This window comes from uncultured Imperialibacter sp., from assembly GCF_963974565.1.
Lineage (GTDB): Bacteria > Bacteroidota > Bacteroidia > Cytophagales > Cyclobacteriaceae > Imperialibacter > Imperialibacter roseus.
The window spans coordinates 448,846-470,048 of record NZ_CAXBCJ010000002.1 but is presented as its reverse complement, the minus strand read 5'-3'; the positions used below and the strand labels follow the sequence as shown (position 1 = coordinate 470,048).

Sequence of the window (21,203 nt, the reverse complement as noted above, 5' to 3'; positions counted from 1 at the left end):
GGTTTTGATATCAAACGACAAATTATTCAATCATCAGAAGCTTTCAAGATCATCGATTTGTATTTTTAAGTGCAAGGACGATAATGATGGATTAAACCAGCAAATATCATCATTTGCAGAGGGCGGAAATGTTATTAGTGAATGCTGAAAATGCATTGTTGTTGTATCGTAGAATCAATTACAGAGAGTCGGTAGTTACTGACTACATTAGTCATTAAATTGAGATGAATGGAATTCAAGAGCATTAATCCATATAACGGACAGGTTATAGGAATTTATAAAGAGCAAACGTCGGCGGAAGTCGACTTGAAGATTGAAAAAGCCCAAAAGGCTTTCCAAAGTTGGCGAAAGGTACCCGTGGCTGAGCGAGCCCGTTTGATGGCAAAAGCAGGCGCTGTACTTCGTGATAATGTGGAGGAGTATGCCAAAATGATTACTCAGGAGATGGGTAAGCCAATTTCTGAGTCAAGAGGAGAAGTGAACAAGTGTGCCTGGGTATGCGATTACTACGCTGAAAATGCCGCTGATTTCCTGGCTGATGAAGTGATAAAGACGGAAGCGCAAAAAAGCTTCGTGCGGCATGACCCCATGGGAAGCATTCTGGCCATCATGCCCTGGAATTTCCCTTTCTGGCAGGTCTTCCGGTTCGCTGCACCTTCTCTTACTGCCGGCAACGTTGCCTTGCTCAAACATGCCCCCAATGTCTTTGGCTGCGCAGAGCAGATAGCTGGCGTGTTTCAAAAAGCAGGTTTTCCTGAAGGAGTATTCCAAAACCTTATTATTCACCACACCAAAATTGAGGACGTTATCGCTCATGATACTGTAAAGGCAGTAACGCTCACCGGCAGCGAGGGAGCAGGTAAATCGGTGGCTCAAACAGCTGGAAAGTACTTGAAGAAGGCTGTGCTTGAGCTGGGAGGGAGCAACGGATTTATCGTACTGGAGGATGCCGATATGGAAAAAACTATTCAGACAGCGCTCACGGCAAGAATGATGAATTGCGGGCAGAGCTGCATTGCGGCTAAGCGCTTTATCATCGTCGAAGGTGTTTTCGATGAGTTTGTGACAAAGTATGTTGAGGCAGTTGGAAAGCTGAAGGCTGGAGACACCATGGATGACGCCACTCAGATAGGCACGCTGGCTCGAAGGGATTTGGCAGATCAGCTTCAGCGGCAGGTGCAGGAGTCGATCAAAGCTGGGGCGAAGCTCTTGCTCGGCGGAAAGCAAAACGAATGCTTTCACGAGCCTACCATTTTAACGAATGTTACTCCGGGCATGCCTGCCTTTGACGAGGAAACATTTGGACCGCTGGCGCCAATGATCAAAGCCAAAGATGAAAAGCATGCCCTGGCTTTGGCTGAACAATCGAAATTTGGATTGGGAACCACGGTATGCACGACGAATATTGAGAAAGCGCTAAGCTTTGCAGCCGACATCAGCGACGGTGCTTATTTTGTCAACGAGTTGGTGAAGTCGGATCCACGATTGCCCTTCGGCGGAACTAAAAGTTCTGGCTATGGCCGTGAGTTGGCCAAAAACGGCATGATGGAGTTTGTAAACGTGAAGACCGTGTATGTAAAGTAGGAGTTGGTTGGCGATTCTACTTAGCGAATATAGACGTGCCGCCTGGCCCGGAAGGTTTTCTATCTATATTTAGTTGAACAAAGCAGGAAAGATAGCCCTGCAACACCATTCAAAGGATAAACTTTGGAGCTCGTCAAACAATGTTAACCCCCGGTGGAAGTTCCCGTAGTGAATGTGAGAAACTGACCCAATATGATGCGTAAACTGACCCATTTTCAAAAGATCAAGATTGCTGCGGCTTCGCTGGTCGTGTTTTTGCTCGTGCTGGCCACGAACATCATGGACAATAATCATTTCGACATTGTACAGCAGTCGCTGGAGACTGTTTTGGACGATCGCCTTGTTGCCAAAGACTATATCTACAAAATTTCCCGTCAAATACATCTCAAGAACAAGCTGCTATACACCAGCGACCACGAGCAAATGGCCAAAGCGAATCAAAAAGCCAATGACTCCATTCAGACCCTGGTGGCGAAATATGCCGCTACAGAGCTTACTCCAAAGGAGGCACAGTATTTTGAGTCGCTTGAGAATAATCTGGACAAGCTCTTTCAGCTTGAAAAGCAATTGTACAGCAACTCTTCTTCAGATCAGGTGGCTGCCATTGAGAAAGCGGAGACCTATTTTACCAGAATCAGCAGCAACCTCGACGTTTTATCAGAGGTGCAGTTGGCAGAGGGGAAAAGGCAAATACACTACTCAAACCGGGCGATCGAAAATAGCAACCTCATAGCAAAGCTTGAAATAGGAGCGCTTATTGTGATCGGGCTCATTATCCAAATCTTCATCTTCTTTAAGCCTTCGGAGTAGCCCTAAAATCTTCAGCAGGTGGGCGTGGAGACTCGATATTTATAAGATATCGAAAGGAGGTTGGATGGGCCGCCCCGTGAGAAGGCCGTGTTTTTCTACGATCCGTACGTTTCCGAGTACCACGTTTTGTCAAATCAATCAACTTTGCTCAGAGCGATTTCGATCACTGTGGTTTAACGGATCAATTTTCGCTGTTTTGGCGGTGATGTCTCTGATGATTCCGTCGAGCTGCTTTGCCGACAAATCTACATACTCGAGCAACTGAGCTTTGTCTTCCTCCTTGGAATGGGCCGATGAGATCAATTCAATCAACCCCATGATTCGTGCTACGGGTGCACGTACAACGTGCGACTGCATCCAGGCGATCTCGCTCAATCTTTTATTTTGTTCTTCAATGGCTTTCAATTGAAGCGTCCTTTCCGTGATGTCTTTGATGAAACAAGCAGCTCCAACGCATGCGCCATCCTCCATAAAGGGGTTGAAAGAAACGAGCGAATACATGGTTCTATCACCCAAAACATCCTCTTCAGTGATGCTGAATTGCTCTCCTGTCAATGCCCTGGTCAGGTGCGCCGCCCACTTATTGCTTGTTTCTCCTCCTGCATCTGGTGCCTCAATTGGCTGCCCTTCTTTCAGTTCTACGTTCAGGTCTGTTCTTAGGCGATCACGAAATGCTCTGTTGGCCGATATGAGGCGCATATTACGATCTATAGAAAAGATCAGGTCATTGGTACTGTTGATGGTGGCGTCCAGATTGTTCTTGATTTCAAGGATTTGCTGCTGCTGTTCAGTTTCTTTAGTTATGTCTTTGAAATAGACTGACAATCCGCCGGATTTGGGGAAAAGTGAAATTTCGAACCAGCGTTTTCGTACCTTAAACTCTTCTACAGCAACAAAAGGCTGCTGTCTTTCAAGCGCATGGTGTGCCTGTGGGTAAAATTTCGACTTCTTCAGAATGGGCACCTCGGCCCACAATTCCTGGCCCACAATTTCTTCTGCCTTTGATACACCAAGCATTTGGGAAGCTGCCGTATTCCAGAAGATAACCTTCCATGTTTTGTCAACAGCAAAAAAACCATCCGTGATACTCTCCAATATTTCCTTACGTTCTTCTTCAGCTACTTTTCGGGCGTGGATGTCCTGAAAGCTTCCTACAAGTCTCACACACTTGTTGTTGATAAATTCGGGTTTTCCTGTTGTTCTGATCCACCTCTCATTGCCTTTGGCAGTGACAATCTGGAGTTCAACATCAAAAGCCATTCCGCTCTCTATGGCCATATTTACTTGTCTGGTAATAGTATCCCTGCTTTTTCCGGCCTTGTAAAAATCGATGGCCCTATCCAGCTCGGGTGTAAAATCGTAGGCCACTTCATGAATTTCTTTCGTGATCGACGACCAAAAGAGATTTTGTTTCACTAAATCAAGTTCCCAGGCACCTACTTTTGCCAGCTGCCCAATTTCCCGATATAGAAGCTCTAATTTCTTTCTTTCGGTAATATCCTGGGCCACACCATCCATTCTTTCCGGCTGCCCGTTTTCGTCGTTATAAACAGTAATGATTTCGGAAATCCATTTTATTTCCCCCGAGGGGGTTTCAATCCGGTACTCTTTGCTATTTCTTTGAAGACCTTCCAGTTTTGTCAAATTAAGCCCAAGTAGCTTCTTTTGGTCCTCACGATGTACGGTCTTTTTCAGGTTCTCGAATGTGGGCTTCCATTTTGCAGGATTCTGCTCCCAGATCATAAACATTTCCTCTGCCCACTTTGGCTCATTAGTTTTGAAGTCATGTGTCCAGTAGCCGAGTTTAGCAATTTGTGGCGCTGTCTTGAGTTGACCAAGAGATTCTTGCAAGGCCTTTTCGGTCTTCTTTTTTTCAGTAACGTCCTTGCCCACTGCGTACATAAGATTTTGCTCAGGAAGGGGAGTTGACGACCACGAAAGCCAAATTTCTTTATTGTCTTTAGTGGTATACCTGATTTCAAAATTGTGAGTTGACATGCCCGATTCAAGGGTTGTCAATTCAGAAACGGTTTTTTTTCTGTCTTCAGGATGAATAAATTTCAGATAAGGTATCTTCAAAATTTCTTCCTGAGAGTAGCCAAGTATTCTGGAAAATGCCGGGTTTACTTTTTTGTAGAAACCATCTGTCCCTGCTATTGCCAAAATGTCGGTCGACAGATCAAAAAAGCTATTGAGTTCTTCTTCCAACTTCTTTCTTTGAATATCGGGGCCCAGTTGTGTTCCAATGGCCGATAGCACATTGGACAGATCTGTAAAACTATGATGCTCACGCTGATCGAAAAATACAAAAACGCCAATTACTTTTTGACCGTAAAGAATAGGTGCTCCGTAGGCAATAGATAGCCCGGCTTCTGTTGCTTCTTTTCGTCGTTGAAAATCAGTGTTCGAGTCCAGGTTTCGCCAAACTACAATTTTTTTACCGACCCATACTTTGCCGGGAAGGCCCTTTCCCCGTTCAAAAAAGTGATTTTGATGAGCTATTGGGTACAGCGCTTCGGATTTCTTTGATCGTCCAAAGTGAGCCACCAGATTTAGCTGTGTGTCATCGACTGCGGTCAACCATAATTCGCCGACCTCTACGCCAGCGTAGTCGGTAATAAGCTTAAGCAGATTGATGGCCGCTTGCTTAAACGGGCCTGGGGTGCCAATTTCTCTTCGTAGGAAAGCAACAAGCTCCTGTTGGGCCAACTGGTTTTTTTGCTCCGTCACATCCCTGAGGGCGCCGACCAGCCGGATCGCCTTGCCAGTCTTATCCCTGATAATATAACCTTTGTCGTACACCCATGCGAAGCTTCCATCGGCTTTCTGAAAGCGATATTCATGTTCACAATAGCGCTCTGAAGGTGTGCCAAGGGCAGTTTGCAGCTTTTTATATGCTAGATCTTTATCGTCGGGGTGCACGTGCTGCTCCCAAAACCTGGCGTCGGATTGCAGGTCGTTTTGTGTATAGCCAAACAACCTGTTGATGCCGTCCCCCATTCTGGTGACGTGGTTACTATCCAGCTCCCAATCGTAAATGATGTCCTTGGTGGCCAGCGATGCCAGGCGGTACCTTTCATTGCTTAGCTTAAGCGCTTCTTCCCGGTGAATCTTATCTGTGATATCCCTGGAGTTCACGATGATGCCCTTGATTGCTGTATCTTCTAAGGTGTTGGTGGCGATAGTTTCGATCCACCGCCAATCACCCTTGCTATTTTTGAAACGAAAAGGCCCAATCAGCACCCGTTTATTTGCTGTTAGCGTGCTGAATTTTTGGCGAACCCAGGCTTCGTCGTCGGGGTGGATAAAATCAAATGCACTTTTTCCAATAAAGACATCTGGTTTTATCCCCAAAACTCTTTCGGACGACTTGCTGACAAACAGGTAGTTGGCTTCGATATCGAGTACACCTATGAGGTCGGATCCTTCCTGAACAAGTGCTGCAAAACGCTTTTCACTTGCTTCCAGGCGGTTCAACACTTCCTGCTTGTCCATCTTGTGTTTTTTTTCACGCATCGCCCGAAGCACAGCGGCGGGCAAATGGCCAAGATCTTTTTTGAGAATAAAATCAGTTACCCCCTGGCGCATGGCTTCCACAGCGTTGTCTTCAGTGAGGGTGCCTGTTACAAAGATAAATGGAGTCAATTCATCATGTTCCCGTAATTGAGAAAGTGCAGTCAATCCATTAAATCCGGGTAGATTAAAATCGGATAAAACTATGTCTGGCTTGAAATCCACAATCAATTTCGAATACTGCCTTTTTGAGGCGCAGACCTCAAAGTGGCACTGGAAGTCGAAATTCGTGAGGCTCAGTTTGACTAGCTCCGCATCGCTGCTGAAATCCTCGACAATAAGTACTTTTAAAGGTTTGTGTTGCATACCGTACCCTGCGGATCTGATTCATTATCAATATTTTTTTCCAGATATACTATCCAGAATACTGGTTGATGAGCGCCCAATAGTAACCAATTTCTTTTACACACCTGGTGAATTGATCAAAATCGACAGGCTTCACAATAAAGCTATTGACTCCAAGCTCGTAGCTTATAACGATATCCTGGTCTTCTCTCGAAGACGTAAGAATTACCACCGGAATTTTTCTTGTGTTTTTATGTGCCCTTATTTCACGCAGTACCTCTAAGCCGTCTACCTTAGGCATCTTCAGGTCAAGAAGAATTACCTTTGGGTGATGGTTGATGTCTCGTCCTTTGAATTGCCCATCACCAAACAGGAAGTCGAGAGCTTCCTTTCCGTCTTTCAGCCAAACTACGTTGTTAAAAAGCTTGGCTTCCTTGAGCGCCAGTATCGCCAGTTCGGCGTCGTGCTTGTTGTCTTCAACGAGCAGGATTTCAACAATATTATCCTTTGTCATTTTGTTTTTCATTTGTGGAAAGCGAAAAATAAAACGTGGCCCCCTTTTCTTCTTCTGAATCGACCCAAATCTTTCCTCCGTGTCGGTGAATGATGCGTTGCACGATGGCAAGCCCTACGCCAGTACCTTCAAATTCATCTTCGCTGTGAAGGCGCTGGAAGATACCAAATAGCTTTTTTGCATATTTCATATCAAAACCTACGCCGTTGTCCCGAACAAAGTAGACTAGTTCATACTGACTTGTTTGGTAGCCGACTTCAACCAGTGGTTTTTGGCGGGATCCGCTAAACTTAATGGCGTTGCCTAGTAAATTAGCAAACACATGCTTCATCATTTCCCTGTCTGCAAACATTGGAGGAAGGTGCTTGTCTAGTTTTAGCGTGGTTTTTTTCCCGTCTTCTATCTGCATGAGGTCGTTGAAAACTTCATTAACAAGCTGACATGTGTCAAAAGTAACCTCTCTTTTTTCTCGCCTGCTCATTCTTGAAAATGCGAGAAGGTCATCAATCAGGTGCCCCATTTTTCCTACATTCTCAATGATGACTTCAAGGTAGTGCAATGCATCGGGTTCTATTTTTCCGCCGAGGCTGGAAACCAAAACTTTGGAAAAGCCATCTATCGCTCGGAGCGGCGCCCGAAGGTCATGTGAAACGGTATAGCTGAAACTCTCAAGTTCTTTGTTGGTCTCCTGTAGATCGGTGGTTCTTTCCTTCACTTTTTGCTCCAGCGTAGCATTTAGCTTTTTGACTTCCTCTTCCGCTTTTTTAGCATTTGTGATGTCCGAAATGGATCCAGCCATTCGGTAGGCAATTCCCAGTTCGTCCCGGAGTACTTTACCTCTTGTGAGAAACCAGCGGTATCCACGCTTTTTCGTCTTAAGGCGGTAGATTACATCATAAGGAACATCATTTTCCAGTGTGGCATTTATTTTCTCAAAAACGTATTTTTTGTCTCTCGGGTGAAGAGCATTTGCAAAGGAATCAAATTGATCGGCAAATTCATGCTCTTCGTAGCCCAGCAGCGCTTTAAACCTGGGTGCATAAAACACTTCGTTGGTGCGGATGTCCCAATCCCAAATACCTGCACTTGAACCTTCAATGGCAAGCCGGAACCGTTCTTGTATCGATTGTAATTCCTCAAGCGCCGTCTGAGCCCTGGTTTTTTCTTCTAATATCCGATTGTTCTTGGCTCCCATATAAGCGGCAGCTATCGACGACATGGTATAATCCAGGAGTTTGTCAGCGCCGTTCCATACTCTTAATAGATGATCCACATTACCGTGATACTCCTCAACCAGGTACGGTTGCAGTTTTTCTCTGAAGAGTTTGACTACACTATACCAATCATGAAACTCAAGTCCCATTTGACCATAAGCTGTCCCCTGCCTCATGAGGTGGCGGGTATAGGGCTCCCACTCACCTTTCATAATGGCACTCTCCTGTAGTTCGCTGGATAGCCGTTCCTCTTTTAGCTGGGTGTCAAGATCCTGGTTTTTTAAAATTGGCCCGAAGATGGGGTGGTGTGACAGGGTATGCCGTAAATCCTGTGTTACCTGGGTTTGATATTTTAGGTAAAAGCTATGAAATGCCTGAAGCGCTTCCATGTCATCGAGCGAGAAGCCAGGTTGCAGTTTTGTCACCAGATGCGAGTAGCTCATAGGTTACCGGGGCTTAGTCATTCACAGAAGTAAGGATAAAAATTACTGCCAACTAAAAACTAAGACAATTGTTTTAAAAAAAATCTTATATAAGTACAATTTAAGTGAAGACACGTAAGCGTTTTATGCGTGTTTTCTACGAGTTTTGTTGCTCTTGGGCTACTCTCAATGAATAGCGACGCAGGTCTCTGGCGTCTTTTAAGCCCAACTTGCTGATCAAATTACGCTTGTGGGTTTCTACAGTTCTGGGACTTATGAAAAGTTCTTGAGCAATTTCCTTGTTGGTGAAATCACGTGATACGTACTTCAAAACCTTTTTTTCCTGCCGGGTTAGATCTTTCAGTAGCTCACCGTTGGGAGAAAAGTGTAAGTGCCTCCGGATGATTTCTGCCAGGTCTTTTTGTACGTCTTCGCAAAAGTAAACTTCACCCCGGTGCACTTTGTGAATAGCATCTCCGATTTGGTCTTTGTGGGCAGTTTTAAGAAGGTAGCCGTTGGCTCCCGCACGAATCATGCCCTGCAAGTATTCAAGTTTGTGATTGGAGATGAGCCCTATTACTTTCTCTGACCTTCCATGGCCTAAAATCTCTCTGGTTATTTCTATACCGTCAACCTGGGGTGGGGCGATGTCAATAAGAATAACGTCGACCTGGTGCGTCTCGCAAAAAACGAGCGCTTCTTTTCCACTGGACAAAGTAGCGAGACAGTTAAAATCTGGATCGGATTGGAGGATTTCCCTGAGCCCATACCTGGCAAGTTCGAAACTATCGACAACAAGCACTTTTATTTCAGCCATCTTCAGCCTTTTGAGAGTTACATTTCCTTCAAATAATCAAAAACTTGATCAATACTGAAATATTAAACTCTAGAGCAGTAGTGACGTATAAAAATTCGCCGGTATGTGAAGATAACAAATTTGCGGTCAATAAGTCTTTTTTATGACCTTTTGTCAAAGGAGCTCTCTCCACGATCGCATATTCCCTTATTCTTGTCAGTCAACCAGTGCCTGGTAGGCCAGCACTTTAAAGGTGTTGCCAGTCGTGTTGGTATGAGAACCCCACATTTGCTGATAGAAAAGGATCACCATTTTTTCTTTGGGGTCAACCCAATAACTGGTGGAGAATGCACCACCCCAACTGTAGGTGCCCTCATTGGAGGGGAATTTGCCACTTCCTGCTGCTGAAACGACCTCGAATCCTAATCCGAATTTGTTCACCCCAAATTTCAGGTCACCAATTTGGTTCATGGTCATCATCCGCACCGTGTTACGTGACAGCAGGCGCACTCCATCATACTCCCCACCATTCAATAGCATCTGAAGAAAAATAGCGTAATCGTAAATGGTGGACGACAATCCACCGCCACCGGAGAAATAGCTTTTTTTCCGAAGGGGGAAGTTCATATCACCACCCAGGGCGTTTTCACTTTTTTTCAAACCGGTGGAGTCCTCCAAAAAGAAGTTCACCAAACGGTCAGCCTTTGCTTCCGGGATATTGAAATAGGTGTCTTCCATGCCCAGTGGTTTGAAAATGCGGGCGTTGAAGAATTCTTCCAACGTCATCCCTGACCAGATCTCGACAAGGCGGCCTATTAAGTCGGTATTGAGCCCATATGTCCATCGCTCACCGGGCTGATGTGTGAGAGGCAGGCTTCCCAACCTGACCATTGCGTCGCCCAGGGTTCCCTCGTATACATCCAACCCGGCAGTGATATTGTTTTTAGCGTAAATTGCCTGCGCCTCCTGGCTGCCTATTTGTGCATAGTCTATACCGGAGGTGTGTGTAAGCAGGTCTCGTATGGTAATCGCCCTGTTCGCCGGAACGGTGGTGTAAGTGGTGTCTTCCGGGCTGAACGTGTCCAAAACCTGAGCGTTTTTGAAGGAGGAAATGTAGTTCGCCACCGGGTCATCCAGCAGAAATTTTCCTTCCTCGTACAGCATCATGGCAGCCACACTTGTGATAGCTTTCGTTTGCGAGGCAATTCTGAAAATGCCTTCTCTATCCAACGCCTCTTTAGTTTCGAGATCGTCGTAGCCAACGCCCTTAAAGTAAACAATTTTGCCATTTCGTGCGATCAAGCCAACGGCACCATTTATCCAGCCTTTGTCTACCCATTCTTGCAGAGAGGTGTCGATCCTGGCCAGGCGGGTGGGGGAGAACCCGGCAGCCTTCGGGATGCCAATAGTAAGCGCAGAGGAAGCCGGATCCTGGAGGGGCTGGCAGGTGAGGAGAATTCCTGCCAGAAAAATGAGGGGTAGTCGTTTCATGGGTTTAGGTTTATCCTCTCAATTTAATTGATTATTCGGGATTACGCCATGGTGATGGCTATTGGTTTGGAGCGTCTTTTTTTGAGGATATAAGAATGAAAGAACCAGCAGTAGCGATTAATCATCATCTTCGTCAAAAGGCCCCTTCCCGGGAGGATTGAACAAGCCCCATTGGTCGATGATATAATTGCTGGTGTCAAACCCGGCAACCCAATCGATGAAAAGCAGCCGGTATTCTTCAATCAGGTCCCGCACCAGTTGGTAATACCGCACTTCTTTGAACCCATACATGTCGAGACTGTGGTTTTGCACCATTAAGTCTCTGGCTGCTTTTCGGATAATGGCCGCTGCTTCCATTCTGATGTCGTAAAGGTCGCCTGCTTCCGCCCCAGCTACTTTCACTGTGAGCAAAGCCGCATCCGACAGCATATGGCCCTTGATGTCCTGCAACACCTCGTTGTCCTCAGGAATCAGATTTCCGATAAGTCGGACCGTTTCGAGTATTTCTTGTCCTTTTTTGAAGATAGGCAGCGTTCGGGGATCAGTTTCGTCCATGTCTCTATTTGTCTTGTCCTGAATTTCTTTTTTGGTTAAACATCGGCGTCGCCAGATGACGGGCGGACACTAAAAGTAAAGCTAATTGACTAGAAAGCCATTATGTCTCAGGTGCACGATAGCATACAAATTTGCATGACAAGGAGATTTTTCGATTGCTCCGAAACTATAAAACTGAATTTGGCTTGGCGCCAGTCCTGGTGGACAAACGGACGACGTTCGGTTCTTCTACATGGTTTTGGCACAACAGCCAACACATCCATTAATCAGAAATACCGACCGGAAAGGTCATGTCTTTTGCCAAGCTTGAGGTCAGCAGAGATAATCACTTCATGTGTTCCATACCCTACAGTAGCCAGTTCGTTGAACGGAAATTGGAAGGAGTAGCCAAAGTGAAACATATTGTTTTCTGTGAATAGGATATTCACTCCACCAGCACCAAAGTTTCTGATGGAGGCACCCAGCCATATCTTTTCGTCGATGAGCACCTGGCCGTTCAAATCCACCAGGAGGTCGTTGTGAGAATAGCTGACCAGAAAAGAGGGTTTAATTTTTACGGTTCGGACAGTGGTGATGATGAACCCGCCGGTTACGTTATAACTTTGATACAGGTTCCGTGTTTGGACGCCGTTGGTTTGCAGATTAGAGTTAGTTACCTGAGGAACAGCCACGCCCAGATAGAAGAAGTCTGACTTGTACATGGCACCAAAGCCAAAACTTGGCGTAAACTCTGACTGCTTGCCAGTGCCTACCGACGGGTCGTCAAAGACGTCGACATCTAACTTAGAATAGTTAATGGTGGAGGAAAGGAAACCACCCTGAAGACCAAACGAGAGGTTATGGTCATCGTCGAAATTGATATGATAGGCATAGTTGGCGATCACTTCAGTGTCGGTATTAATACCATAACTATCACTCATCAGCCGCAAGCCGGCGGCACTATGCATGGAAATGGTGCTCGATCCCATTAACGTAGTGGTGAGGGGAGACCCATCGATACCAAGCCATTGTTTCCTCGACACCGCTGTAACATTGGCCAGGTTGTTCACGCCAATATAAGCGGGGTTCAGAGCCGATTGATTCATCAGATACAGGCTATACGGTACAACATTCTGTCCAAAACAACGCCCCGCTACAAGTAAGATTAAAAATAAGTAGAAGTATCTGTTCATATTTAATCTCTTAGTAGCTGAATGAACCCGGATTCATTTTTACCACGCTCCAGTTTGATCAGGTAATAATAAGTGCCAGCATCCAGGGCCTGGTTGCTGCCAACATTTCCATTGCCTTCAAATTTGATGTCTATGTTGTCATACCTGTCAGCCTGATACACTAGTTTACCTGCCTTGGTGAAAATGGATACTGAATTATTTGCGTATTCGGTAATTCGCTCAATCTTCAGGAAGTCATGTTTTCCATCGCCATTGGGGGTAAGCACGTTAAAGACATGAATGGTTTTGTTTCTCGGTCCAACCTCACCCGACACGTCAAAAACGAAATCTGCGAAGTTGCTTTTGATTGTCACCGTACCCGAAAACCTTCCCTCGGCAGTTGCCCGAAGCACCACCTCAAGCAGGCCTGTTTCGCCAATCTCAACGGTTTCTGGCACCTGCGCCACCTCAAATTCGTCACCCGTGATTTCAACGGAGTGAATAATCAAGGTTTCACTTTCTGACGGGTTGGTGATAAAAAATACTTTGGAAATAGGATCTCCAAACTGAGTGGTACCCAGGTTTACTGTCGTGTTGGAAGTGATCAGCTTGTTGTTGCTTTCCTCTATTACCTGCATCTCTTCAAATTCAACTTTTCCATTGATCGAGAACTCAAAAGCTGCTTCGTCTTCATCATTGCTGGTGATGGAAATAGTTGTAGTGAAATTTCCCCCCGCCGAGGCGTCCATTACCACCGTAAACTGCCCGGTTGTTCCAGGCAGTATGCTAGTTACAGATGAAGAAATACTGAATACTTCACTTGAGGAGGTGATGCCCGTGATTTCGAGCGCAGAATTTCCTGTGTTTTTGATCGTAAAGACCGCTGATAGGTCGACACCTTGTTCGGTAATTCCCATTTCAATAGCGGTGGATTGTCCATCAGTTATGCTTGTGCCGGTGTCGCTGCTTCCCACAAATATTTCTATTTCGGGCACCAGCGGCACTCCAGATAATATTTCGCCGGTTATGGGGAATGTAAAAGAGCTTTCATCCAGGTCGTCGCTGATGATAGTAACAGAGGCATTGAACAAGCCTGCATTGGTGCCCGAAAGGGTCACTGTAAATATTTCGGTATTTCCTGGTGAGATACTGGCGATGGTGCTGCTGACACTGAAATCTGTGCCGTCGACGGTAATGGCGCTGATGTTGAGGTTGCTGGTGCCGGTATTTTCAATGGCAAAAGCCTGAGAAATCTCGCTCCCCTCTGCTCCGCTGCCGAAGTCTACAGGCGTCGACTGACCGTTGAGAATAGCAGGAGCTGTGTTGCCCGTCCCTGCAAAGACGTTGATTTCAGGGAAGGTGATAGTTCCGCTTACCGGGAAAGTGAACGGGCTTTCATCTGCATCATCGCTTGTAATCGTTACGACCCCATCAAAAGTGCCGGTATCCGTTCCCGAAAGCATAACGGTGAACGTCTCGGTAGCTCCAGCGGCAATAGCAGTAATAGCATTGGTCACGCTGTAACCAGTACCTGAAACGGTGACCTCGCTGATGGTTAGTGTACTGGTACCTGTATTTTCAATGGCAAACGTTCTGGCGATATTATTTCCCTGCACAGCACTTCCGAAGCTAACCGGAGTGGCTTGTTCATCAGATATTGCTTCTGCCGAATTGTCCTCTCCGGCAAACACTTCAATGTTGGGATAGGTGATAGAGCCAGTAATCGGGAAGGTAAATGAATTGTCGCCACTATTGTCGCTGCCGATGGTCACATCGGCGCTAAAGTTTCCGGTGTTGTCCCCCGACAGTGTGACGGTGAATGTCTCCGTAGCGCCAGCAGCAACGCTGGTAACGGTATTGGAAACGCTGAAATCAGTACCGGACAAGTTTATACCGCTAACGGTGAGTACACTGGTGCCGGCATTTTGTATGGCAAAAGTACGGGTAATCGGATTGCCCTGCACTGCACTACCAAACTCTACAGCAGAGGTTTGACCATCTGTGATCATGGTGGCCGAATTGTCCGTGCCGGCGAAGACATTGATCTCAGGATATGTGACCGTTCCGGTGATGGGGAAGGTGAATGGATTTTCATCCGCATCGTCAGACGCAATCGTGACTGTGGCATTGAAGGTGCCCGCATTTGCCCCTGAAAGGGTTATGCTAAAGTTGGCTGATGCATTTGTTGCGACGGAAGTAATGGCACTTGAAACACTGAAATCTGACCCGGAAACAGTCACACTACTTATGTTAAGAGCACTGGTGCCGGTATTCTCAATAGTGAAAGTTCTGGACACGTCAATCCCTTTAACGGTGGGTTCAAAACTAATTGGTTCTGTTTGGTCATCGGAAATAGCTGACGCCGTGTTGTCATTACCAGCAAACACGTTTATTTCCGGGTAGGTGATGGTGCCAGTTATCGGAAAGGTAAAGGGATTTTCATCTGCATCGTCGCTTGTGATGGTTACGGTGGCACTGAAGTTGCCTGTGTTGGCGCCTGAGAGGCTGACAGTGAAGGTTTCCGTTGCATTCGCAGCAACCGTTGAGATGGTGCTGTTTACGCTGTAGTCGGTGCCTGAAACGGTGACGCCGCTGACATTAAGTACGCTCGTTCCCGAATTCTTAATGGCAAAGGTTCTTATGATCTCGCTTCCTTGTACCGCACTACCAAAGTTGATGGCGGTCACTTGTGCATCGGTAATTGCTGGTGAGACGTCTGTGGCACCATCGAAGACGTTGATCTCAGGGAAGGTGATTGTGCCAGTCACCGGAAAGGTGAACGGGTTTTCATTAGCGTCGTCGCTAATGATCGTAACCGTGGCGTTGAAATTACCAGTATTTACGCCTGACAGTGTAATACTGAAAGTTTGGGTTCCGCCGCCTGCAATAGTCGTAATGGAACTGGCAACGCTGAAGGCTGCGCCGGAAACGGTAATGCTGCTGACATTGAGTACGCTCGTCCCCGAATTCTTTATTGCAAATGTTCTTATGATCTCGCTTCCTTGTACCGCACTACCAAAGTTGATTGCAGTCACTTGCGCATCGGTAATTGCTGGCGAGACGTCCGTGGCGCCATCGAAGACGTTGATCTCAGGGAAGGTGATTGTGCCAGTCACGGGGAACGTGAAATCGCCTTCATCAGCATCGTCGCTTGTGATGGTTACGGTAGCACTGAAGTCGCCTGTGTTGGTACCTGAAAGGCTGACAGTGAAGGTTTCCGTTGCATTCGCAGCGACCGCCGAGATGGCGCTGTTTACGCTGTAGTCGGTGCCTGAAACGGTGACGCCGCTGACATTGAGTACGCTCGTCCCCGAATTCTTAATGGCAAAGGTTCTTATGATGTCGTTCCCTTGTACTGCACTACCAAAGTTGATTGCAGTCACTTGCGCATCGGTAATCTCCGGTGAGGCATCAGTGGCACCGTCGTACACATCGATTTCAGGCAAGGTGATGGTACCTGTTACCGGGAAGGTGAATGGGTTTTCATTGGTGTCGTTGCTGGTGATGGTCACGGTAGCATTAAAGGTGCCCATGGTTGCGCCAGAAAGGGTGATAGTAAATGTCTCTGTGATGCCGACCGCAACTGTCGAGATTGAACTGGTAACGATAAAGTCTGTGCCCGAAACACTAATGCCGCTTACCTCCAGAGGCAATGACCCGGTGTTTTCTATAGCAAATGTTTGTGTAATATCATTTCCCTGCAGAACGGATCCTAAATCGATAGCTGACAACTGCCCGTCCATGATGGGAATACCAGCATTGCTACTTCCATAGAAAACGTCTAGCTCTGGCTCAGATATACCGCCCGTGATGGAGAACGTAAAAGGATTTTCGTCGGTATCGTCGCTCGAAATTGTGACCGTCGCATCAAAGGTGCCTGTAATTGTCCCTGATAAGGTAATTGTAAAAGTTTGAGTAGTGCCGGCACTCAACGCTCCGATTGAACTGTTGACAGTATAGTCCGACCCTGTGACAATTATACTGCTGATAGTTAGCGTGCTCGTCCCGGAGTTTTTAACGGCAAACGTCTTTGTAATGTCGTTTCCTTGCAGTGCGCCACCAAAACTGATCGGTGTGATTTGTGCATCGATGATCGCTGGCGAGGCGTCGTTAGGGCCGTTGTAGACGTTAATTTCAGGGGCGGTGATTGTGCCTGTTACCGGGAAGGTGAACGGGTTTTCGTCTGCGTCGTTACTAGCAATAGTCACTGTTTCACTGAAGCTGCCTGGGTTGGTGCCCGACAGGGTCAGGGTAAAAGTTTGCGTAGCATTCACGGCAACAGATGCGATGACGCTGACCACACTGTAGGCAGTGCCCGAAACAGTAACGCTGCTGACATTGAGCACGCTCGTCCCGGTATTCTTGATAGCGAAAGTCCTTGTAATATTGTTTCCCTGTAGCGCACTGCCAAAGTTGATAGACGTGACTTGTGCATCGGTGATTACAGGAGAGGCATCCGTGGCACCGTCGTAAACGTTGATTTCGGGAAAGGTGATGGTGCCTCTTACAGGAAAGGTGAAAGGGTTTTCGTCTGCGTCGTCACTGGCAATAGTCACTGTTTCATTGAATGTGCCTGTGTTGGAGCCAGAAAGAGTCACAGTGAAGGTCTGGGTAGCGTTCACGGCCACTGTGGTGATGGCACTGCTGACAGCGTAGGCCGTACCGGAGACGGTAATGCTGCTGACATTGAGTACACTCGTCCCAGTATTTTTAATCGCAAAGGTTCTGGTGATGTTGTTGCCCTGTACCGCACTGCCAAAGTTGATGACGGCTACTTGTGCATCAGTGATTACAGGGGAGGCGTCCGTGGCGCCATTGTAAACATTGATTTCGGGAAAGGTGATGGTGCCCCTTACAGGGAATGTAAAGGGGTTTTCGTCGGCATCGTTACTGGCAATAGTCACTGTTTCATTGAATGTGCCTGTGTTCGTACCGGAAAGAGTCACAGTAAAGGTCTGCGTAGCACTTACAGCCACTGTGGTGATCCCACTGCTGACAGCGTAGGCCGTGCCGGAGACAGTAATGCTGCTGACATTGAGTACGCTCGTTCCGGTATTTTTGATGGCAAAAGTCCTTGTGATGTTGTTGCCCTGTACGTCACTGCCAAAGTTGATGACGGCGACTTGTGCATCAGTGATCGCAGGAGAAGCGTCCGTAGCCCCGTTGTACACATTGATTTCTGGCGCCAGGATAGTGCCTGTTACGGGAAATGTAAATGGATTTTCGTCAGCGTCATTGTTGTTGATAGTGACGGTGGCGCTGAAGGTTCCGGCGTTTGCGCCAGACAACTGAACAGTGAACGTTTGGGTGGCACCCACTGCAATGGAGGTAATTGAACTGTTCACGCTGAAGGCTGTGCCGGAAACAGTAATGCTGCTGACAGTGAGTGAGCTTGTTCCGGTATTCTTGATAGCGAACGTTCGGGTGATATTGTTTCCCTGTAGCGCACTGCCAAAGTTGATAGCGGTGGACTGTGCGTCTGCAATAGACGGCTTTGTATCGTCGGCACCATTGTAAACATTGATTTCGGGTTGTGGCGCTTCCGTCTGATTAAGTCTGATGCTCAGCGTTCCTTTCCCTTCAGCCTGTCGATTGGTGTAGATCAGGTCAGGCTTTTCGTCGCCGTCGATATCATCCAACTGATCGGCAAATGGCGCTGTCGAGGTGGCAAAAACGACGACTTCGTTCATTGCAATCGTGCCTGGCTCGCTTTTATTGCCATATACAAACACCCTGTCTTCAGTCACTGAAGGTACGGCAATATCGGGCAGCTTGTCTCCATTGATATCGCCGAGATCAAAGAAGTCGCCATTGCTTGATGAGCCAGAGCCTGTGTCATACCCTTTTGGGGCATCCAGGGTGATTTTCCCATCGCCGGCGTAAGCATTTCTGAATATTTCAATGGCCGTTTGCGTCTGAGAGCCCACAATAATATCCAGAAAGCCATCCTGATCCATATCTGCCGCTTTTACTATGGCAACCGATGAGTTAGGTTTAAAAGTATCAGTCCGATCGAAAGTCAGCTTCCCTTGGGTACTGGTGTTCGTGATAACCTCCAAATTGGCTCCTGCGGCATGTATCAATTCCGGGAGGCCGTCATCATTCAAGTCACCTGCTGTAAGGTCTCCGCCACCTGTAGGTAGTGTTGTTGGGCCGGAAAAGCTTATTTTGCCTATTGAACTTGTGTTCAGGTAAATACTGATTGTACTGCTTGTCATGGCCGCCACATCAACTCTTCCATCCTGATCGAGGTCAGACAGTACGAGTCCTATACTGGGTGTACCTTCGATAGGGAATGTTGAGCCAGCCTCAAAAGTTATTTTTCCGGGGGTACTCTTATTGACCATATAAGCCAAATAGGTACCTGCAACTGCACTTGATCCCCAGAAAACGATATCAAGTAAACCATCACCATCAAGATCATGGATTTTTGGCCCGAAACCGCTAGGGACATTGACGGCAAATTTTGAGACGTCGAACGAAGGAATGCTTTTAGTGGTGTTTTGGTAAATGCTGATAGCGCCACCCGAATGTGTCAAAAGAAGGTCAATAAGCCCATCCTTATCAAAATCAGCGCTTTCCAATCGTTCAGGATTGTCTTCCGTTGTTATTTTATTTTCAGCACCGAAAGCATTCGTGTCGATCGTTGAGACGCCATTCGCATAGGTCGGAATAAAATTCACATTGGAAGTTGCCAGCAAGCCAGACACAGAGATGACAATGATAGGTCCCATTTTGGCTTCCAGCGGAACAGTAACCGACAGTTCAGTTGTACTTCCATCCTTAATTGTAGCGGGTACACCCCCAACAAACACCAGCATGGTGTTGAATTTGTCATCAAAGTTTTCGCCGGTAATGATGACCTGCTCCCCAACTCTGGCAGAGGTAGGAGAAAAGCTTTTGATGATGGGGGCTGTGGCTCTGGAAAAACCATCGTAGCCGAACAAGATTAAAAAAAGGACCCAGTGATATTTTGACATAGGTACAGAGAAAAAATTGATCAAACCTCCGCTAATCTACGGACGAAAAAGGGCATTTCAACAGTGAAATGCAAGCTTTTTTTCATTTTAGAGAGGCTTAAACGAACCCCTCCAGCCTATCAAACCTGTCAAATGCACAAGTTCCGTAAATGTATTTTTGCAATTAAAAATTGTATTATTTTTATACTCAACCAAATGCTTATTTGAGGTAAATCCAGCGCACTCACAATGTGTAAACGTTCAAAAAATGTACCTCAGATGGGTAGTTGATTTCAGTGCTATGGTGTTGAGCGGAGATTCTGAACAGCACATGAGAAAATGTACTTTGCCGGGGTAAGGTAACATCAGATTAATGCGAAATAGGCAAGGACACCGGCCTACATTCCAACCAAAGCCAGTGCTTTTTTCATTGCGGTCATATTGGTGGCCAGTGCCTCGTCATTCTCAAGCTCGTTAAGTGCCTGGTTGAACGGTTCCGTCCTTACCGGCCCGTCGTACCCGATGTCGATCAAACCCTGCAGAAAGTCTTTCATGTTGATCACACCGGTGGCAAGTGGCAGCTCTCGTTTTCCGTCCTGTTGCTCTTCTCGTTTGAAGCCTGCTCTGGCGTCGTTGATGTCGGCGGTGATGATATCGGAAGGGGTGAGGGTTTTGATGTCCTCCAGAGTATCGTTGGCGCAATACCAGTGGAAGCTGTCCAGCACAAACCCAACATTTCCAGTTCCTATGGCAGCAATGAGTTCTTTCCCTTCCTTCATGGAGCTGATAAATGTATAGCGATTCCCGGCCACAAGCGTTCGCATGCCCAGGTACTCAAGGCCAAGCCTGATGCCATATTCATTCATTATTTTGGCGCATTCCCCAAGCCTGGCGGCATGCTGGCGCATGTTTTCATTGTAGGTAAGGGTGGGGTGGGAGGAGATGATCCAGGTGTTGATCCGTGTGGCACCTTGTTTTTGCATGGCCTCGCAGAACTTTGGCAGTTCCTTCACGTCCTCTTTGAACTTGGCTTCGTCATGGCGAAACTCCACAGGTATATTGGTGGAGTCGTAGGTGATCTTGTTCGCTTTCATCTTCGCCATAATTTCGTTCAGCTGTGCTGACGAATAGTCTTTCATCACCTCCTGAGTAAACGGACTAATAGCTTCATAACCATACTGGATGGCGTAATCCAAAGTTTGAGCAAAATTGGCCTTCACTCCAATAATCCCCGGGTTGAGGGCCAGCTTGAACTTTCTCTGTGCTTTAGGAGCAGAAAATAGAGGAAATGACGGGCTGGCTGCAACTGCCGCCGCCATGGCTGAGGCCTGAATGAATTTTCTACGACGCATATCTTGATCTTATAAAACTTTAAGATAAGCGATTCGCTACTAGTTCGAAAAAGAAAATGGATGTGTGGTAGTAAGCTTGTCTGATTGATTAAGAATGCTGCCTCCAGTTCTCAATCTGCAAGTTCTCGACCCTCGCAAATTCCTTTTCATTTGATGTGACCAATACCAAATCATTGGCTAATGCTGTGGCGGCAATAAGAAAGTCATACGGACCAATCGGTGTTCCCAGGGCTCTCAGGTGGTTCCTGATTTCTGCTGCTGTTGCAGCTTCTTTGGAGGCAAAATCTAGAATATTGATTTCTGATAGCATCGCCTCAACGATACTTTTGGATTTACTCTTAAGTTTTGAAGTCTGTGCCAGACCATACATCAATTCAAATTCTGTAATCGCAGATATGTTTACCTGATCAGGAGATTTTGACTTCATGGCATCAATGGTACCAGGATCTCCTTTAACAAGGTCGATAATGACACAAGTGTCTAACAGATAAGTCATA

General features: G+C 46.6%; 12 protein-coding genes. 2 read left to right on the top strand and 10 right to left on the bottom strand.

Annotated features, from left to right (window positions below; all coding sequences use genetic code 11):
- Positions 1 to 228: 228 nt before the first annotated feature.
- Together AAC052_RS04730 and AAC052_RS04725 are read left to right on the top strand one after the other, a co-directional pair.
- Positions 229 to 1,584 (top strand): NAD-dependent succinate-semialdehyde dehydrogenase, encoded by a 1,356-nt coding sequence (locus tag AAC052_RS04730; RefSeq protein ID WP_339811361.1) that lies wholly within the window; start codon positions 229 to 231, stop codon positions 1,582 to 1,584.
- A gap of 192 nt (positions 1,585 to 1,776) precedes the next feature.
- Positions 1,777 to 2,394: an MCP four helix bundle domain-containing protein gene (locus tag AAC052_RS04725; protein WP_317491997.1), complete on the top strand. Its 618-nt coding sequence runs from the start codon at positions 1,777 to 1,779 to the stop codon at positions 2,392 to 2,394.
- A 138-nt stretch (positions 2,395 to 2,532) separates the two neighbouring features.
- On the opposite strand, the gene AAC052_RS04720 is transcribed toward AAC052_RS04725, so the two are convergent.
- The 10 genes from AAC052_RS04720 to AAC052_RS04675 form a co-directional block, all read right to left on the bottom strand.
- Positions 2,533 to 6,273 (bottom strand): PAS domain S-box protein, encoded by a 3,741-nt coding sequence (locus tag AAC052_RS04720; protein ID WP_339811359.1) that lies wholly within the window; start codon positions 6,271 to 6,273, stop codon positions 2,533 to 2,535.
- A gap of 49 nt (positions 6,274 to 6,322) precedes the next feature.
- Positions 6,323 to 6,766: a response regulator gene (locus AAC052_RS04715; protein ID WP_317491995.1), complete on the bottom strand. Its 444-nt coding sequence runs from the start codon at positions 6,764 to 6,766 to the stop codon at positions 6,323 to 6,325.
- Positions 6,753 to 8,423, bottom strand: coding sequence for an ATP-binding protein (locus AAC052_RS04710; protein WP_317491994.1), 1,671 nt, complete (start codon positions 8,421 to 8,423; stop codon positions 6,753 to 6,755). Before AAC052_RS04710 ends, AAC052_RS04715 begins: the two co-directional genes overlap by 14 nt.
- Positions 8,424 to 8,559: 136 nt before the next feature.
- A complete protein-coding gene (locus AAC052_RS04705) occupies positions 8,560 to 9,219 on the bottom strand; it encodes a response regulator transcription factor (RefSeq protein ID WP_317491993.1) in 660 nt (219 codons plus the stop codon).
- 195 nt (positions 9,220 to 9,414) lie between these two features.
- Positions 9,415 to 10,689 carry a serine hydrolase gene (locus AAC052_RS04700; RefSeq protein ID WP_339811356.1) on the bottom strand — a complete coding sequence of 425 codons (1,275 nt, stop codon included), beginning with the start codon at positions 10,687 to 10,689 and terminating at the stop codon, positions 9,415 to 9,417.
- Between the two features lie 117 nt (positions 10,690 to 10,806).
- Complete coding sequence (locus tag AAC052_RS04695; protein ID WP_317491991.1) at positions 10,807 to 11,244, bottom strand: hypothetical protein; 438 nt, start codon at positions 11,242 to 11,244, stop codon at positions 10,807 to 10,809.
- A 266-nt stretch (positions 11,245 to 11,510) separates the two neighbouring features.
- Positions 11,511 to 12,416, bottom strand: a complete 906-nt coding sequence (locus tag AAC052_RS04690) for a PorP/SprF family type IX secretion system membrane protein (RefSeq protein ID WP_339811354.1) — start codon at positions 12,414 to 12,416, stop codon at positions 11,511 to 11,513.
- A gap of 2 nt (positions 12,417 to 12,418) precedes the next feature.
- Positions 12,419 to 19,375 carry a choice-of-anchor D domain-containing protein gene (locus AAC052_RS04685; protein WP_339811353.1) on the bottom strand — a complete coding sequence of 2,319 codons (6,957 nt, stop codon included), beginning with the start codon at positions 19,373 to 19,375 and terminating at the stop codon, positions 12,419 to 12,421.
- Positions 19,376 to 19,752: 377 nt separating this feature from the next.
- A complete protein-coding gene (locus AAC052_RS04680) occupies positions 19,753 to 20,706 on the bottom strand; it encodes a sugar phosphate isomerase/epimerase family protein (protein WP_339811352.1) in 954 nt (317 codons plus the stop codon).
- An 88-nt stretch (positions 20,707 to 20,794) separates the two neighbouring features.
- Complete coding sequence (locus AAC052_RS04675) at positions 20,795 to 21,202, bottom strand: PIN domain-containing protein (RefSeq protein WP_339811349.1); 408 nt, start codon at positions 21,200 to 21,202, stop codon at positions 20,795 to 20,797.
- Position 21,203 lies beyond the last annotated feature (1 nt).